Source organism: Planctomycetota bacterium (genome assembly GCA_038746835.1).
Taxonomy (GTDB): Bacteria; Planctomycetota; Phycisphaerae; order Tepidisphaerales; family Tepidisphaeraceae; genus JBCDKH01.
The window spans coordinates 1-3,742 of record JBCDKH010000260.1; the positions used below are offsets into that span (position 1 = coordinate 1).

The window sequence follows — 3,742 nt, forward strand, 5'->3', positions numbered from 1 at the left end:
GACACCGGATCGAAGTCCGCACGCCGCTCATCGAATTGACCAAGGCCGACATCGTCACGCTCGGCACCAGACTCGGCGTCGACTACAGCCAGACCGTCACTTGCTACGACCCGACGCCCGATGGCTTGGCCTGCGGAGCGTGCGATGCGTGCCGGCTGCGTCGACAAGGCTTCAAGTGCGCCGGGCTTCCCGATCCGACGCGCTACGTCTGACGATCAATCGCCGAGTTCGACGATGATCTCGTGTGGCTGTTGGTCCTCCTGAAGTGGAATGACGTCGCCATCGATCGCCTCGCCGTCGACGGTGATGGAGGCGACGCGGCGGGCCTCGGGTGTGGTTCGGGTGACGCGGACCTGGTGGTGTGTGTTGCGGTGGCGATAGTTGAAATTGAAGCCGTCCCAGCCTTCGGGCAGCAGCGGCGACAAGTGCAGCTCGTGGCGGCCGTCGACGAAGCGGAGCTTCAGGCCGAGCAACGACTCGACAACGAGGCGGAACATCCAGCCGGCCGAGCCGGTGTACCACGTCCAGCCGCCTCGGCCGACGTGGGGCTCGACGCCGTAGACATCGGCCGCGACGACATAGGGCTCGACGCGGTACGTCTGCACGGCTTCGGGCGTGTCGGCGTGGTTGACGGGATTGATCAGGTCGAACAGCTCCCACGCCCGCCGCGCGTCGCCGAGCTTGGCGTACGCCATGATGGTCCAGACGGCGGCGTGCGTGTACTGCCCGCCGTTCTCGCGGACGCCCGGGACGTATCCCTTGATGTAGCCGGGCTCCAGGTTCGAGTTGTCGAACGGCGGGTCGAACAGTTGGATGAGGCCTTTGTCGCGCCGGACCAGACGCTCTTCGACGGCCTGCATGCCCATCGCTGCGCGGTGTTCGTCGGCCGCGCCGCTGAGGATGCCCCAGGACTGCGGCAGTGAGTCGATTTGGCACTCCGGGTTTTGCGCACTGCCGAGTGGCGTGCCGTCATCGAACCAGGCCCGTCGGTACCACGCACCGTCCCAGGCCTCGCGTTCGGCGTTCTGACGCAGCGTCTCGGCTTCGTCGCGACAGCGCTTGGCAAAAGCGTCGTCGCTGCGAAGCTCGGCCACGCCGGCGAAGTCGTGGAGCGTGTCGATGAAGAACCACGCGAGCCAGACGGACTCGCCGCGGCCGTGCTCGCCGACGAGGTTCATGCCGTCGTTCCAGTCGCCGCAGCCCATCAGCGGCAGGCCGTGCGGGCCGTAGCCACGGCGTTCGATGCCGTTGAGGATCGCGCGTCGGCAGTGCTCGTACAGGTCGGCTCGCTCGTCGGCGTTGACCCATTCCTGGTAGATCGACTCCTCGCCGTGTGGGACGTGCGGGCCTTGCAGGAAGCTGAGGTCTTCGTCCAACACGCCGACGTCGCCCGTGGCCGCGACGTAGCGGGCGGCGACGAGTGGGAGCCACATGTAGTCGTCGCTGAAGTTGGTGCGCACGCCCTTGCCGCCGGGCGGATGCCACCAGTGCAGGACGTCGCCCTCGCGAAACTGTCGCTCGGCCGCGCGGAGCAAGTGTTCGCGAATCAGGCTCGGCTCACACCAGAGCAGGGCGGCGACGTCTTGAAGTTGGTCGCGGAAGCCATAGGCACCGCCCGACTGGTAGTAGCCGCTACGACCCCAGTAGCGACACGCCAGCGCCTGATACTCCAGCCAGCCGTTGGCCAACACGTTGACGGCTGGGTCGGGCGTTTCGACGTACAGCGTGCCGAGCGTTCGCCCCCAGTGCTGCCAGACGTCTTCGAGCGCTCGGCGCGACTCGGCGACGCCGGTGAAGCGGGCGCACATGGCTTTGGCGTGTTCCTCGTCGTCGCCGGCACCGAGGGCGAAGACGATCTCCTTCTCCTCGCCCGGGCCGAGTTCGACGGGCACGCACATCGCTGCACACGGATCCAGGCCTGCGCCGACCTTGTTGCTGAGCCGCTCGCGCTTGAGTGCGGCGGGCTCTGCGAGTCTGCCGTTGCGTCCTAGGAACTCGAGGCGATCGCCGGTGACGGTGCGTTGCGACTCGCTGCACTGGACGAAAGCTGTCTCTCGGCCGAACTCGGCGTTGTACGGGTTACGTGCCAGGATGCCGCCCGTGGCGGCGTCGACGCGTGTGATGACGTGCATCGCATGGCCCGGCCGTTGGTCGGCGAGGCACCACTCGGCGAAGTACCAGAGCGACGTGCTGCGACGGCGTTCGGACTGGTTCTGCACGCGGACGATCAGCAGCTTGACCGGCTCGTCGCGATGGACGAAGAGCGTCGTCTCTGCCCGCAGGCCGACGTCGGACGACTCGAAGACGCTGTAGCCGAAGCCGTGTCTGGTGGTGACCGGATTCACGCCGCGAGCCGGCAGGCCGGTGGGTGACCAGAAGCGACCGGTCTCGTCGTCTCGCAGGTAGAGTGCTTCACCGGACTTGTCGCTGACCGGATCGTTGTGGAATGGCGTGAGTCGGAACTCGCGAGCGTTGGTGCGCCACGTGTAGCTGGCACCGGCCTCGCTGACGAGCGTGCCGAGCTTCGGGTTGGCGATGACGTTGCTCCATGGTGCAGGCGTCGGCGTGTCAGCGTCGTGGGTGACGACGTACTCCTTGCCGTCGCGCGTGAAACCGCCGGTGCCGTTGTGGAAGAGGAGATCGTCGCGCGGCGTGATTTCGCTGGCCGTCGGCACTTCGCGCAGGCCGAGCAGTTGTCCGACGCTTCCAGAGCGCGGCACTTGCGGAACGAGCTTCGCGATGCCGGCCGGCTCGACGGCCATGCGGCGATCGATCTGCTCGGCGAGCTCACCCGCCTTGTCGGTGAGGGTGACCCGCGCGACGGCCTGGAGGAGCACCTTGTCTTCCTCGGGGAATTGGTCGCTGCGACGAACGAAGATGCCGCCCGGCTGGTCGAGCAAATTGCCCGATCCCGCCTTGGCGACGGCCGCCTGGATCGCATCGTTCACCTCAGCCCGATAGCCGCTCTGGTCTTCGTTCCAGATGACCAGATCGCACTTGAGTCCCTTGCGACGCCAGTACGCGTGGGCGCGAACAGTCTCGCCGACGAGGCGGACTTTCTCGTGGTCGCCGACACGGAGCAACACGATCGGCAAGTCGCCGCTGATGCCGTAGGCCCAGAGGTTGGACTGCTTGCGGTTGAGCTGCGCGTTGCGGGCGATCACTTCTGCCGAGGCGCGACGCTGCGGCGTGGCGTAGATCACGCTGCCCGCGAGTCGGCCGTACGCTTGCGCGTCGGCCTCGTCGATGCCGAGCTGACGCAGGACGACCTGGCTGTGCGTCCAGGCGAGTTCGCTGACGCGGTCGCAGAGGCGGCGGTCGTGGTACTTTTCGATGAGGCCGTGCGCGGCCTCGGAGTTGTCGGCGACGCCGGTGACGACGTCGAGCCGACACTTCTCGCCGGGACGCAATCGAACGGTCCGTCGGATTGAGAGGCACGGGTCGAGCACGCTGCCGCTACCGCCGGTGAGCGACTCGGTGCGCATCGCCGACGGACTGGCGAGGTCGCGGCCTCGGCCGATGAAGGCGTTGCGGTCGGTCTCGTACTGCGTCTCACCGACCTCCAGCCCGTAGCACGTCATCAGATGGACGACGTAGGGCGTTCGCTCGTCCGCGCTGCGGGCACGGCGTCGGGCCAGAATCGCCTGCCGGCCGCGGACGAGTCGCGTTTGGACGAAAAGGTTCTGGAACGCCGGGTGCGCCGCGTCGGCACGCGGGTCGACCAGGACGGGCTCGGCGTAGC

At 67.4% G+C, this 3,742-nt stretch carries 2 protein-coding genes; one reads left to right on the forward strand and one right to left on the reverse strand.

Going from position 1 to position 3,742, the window contains the following annotated elements; all coding sequences use genetic code 11:
• Positions 1-212 (forward strand): 7-cyano-7-deazaguanine synthase (locus AAGI46_16240; GenBank protein ID MEM1013756.1); only part of this gene is annotated, 212 nt, incomplete at its 5' end.
• A 3-nt stretch (positions 213-215) separates the two neighbouring features.
• Here the strand turns inward: AAGI46_16240 and AAGI46_16245 are convergent.
• The coding region (locus tag AAGI46_16245; protein ID MEM1013757.1) for a glycosyl hydrolase family 65 protein at positions 216-3,742 on the reverse strand (3,527 nt) is incomplete at its 5' end.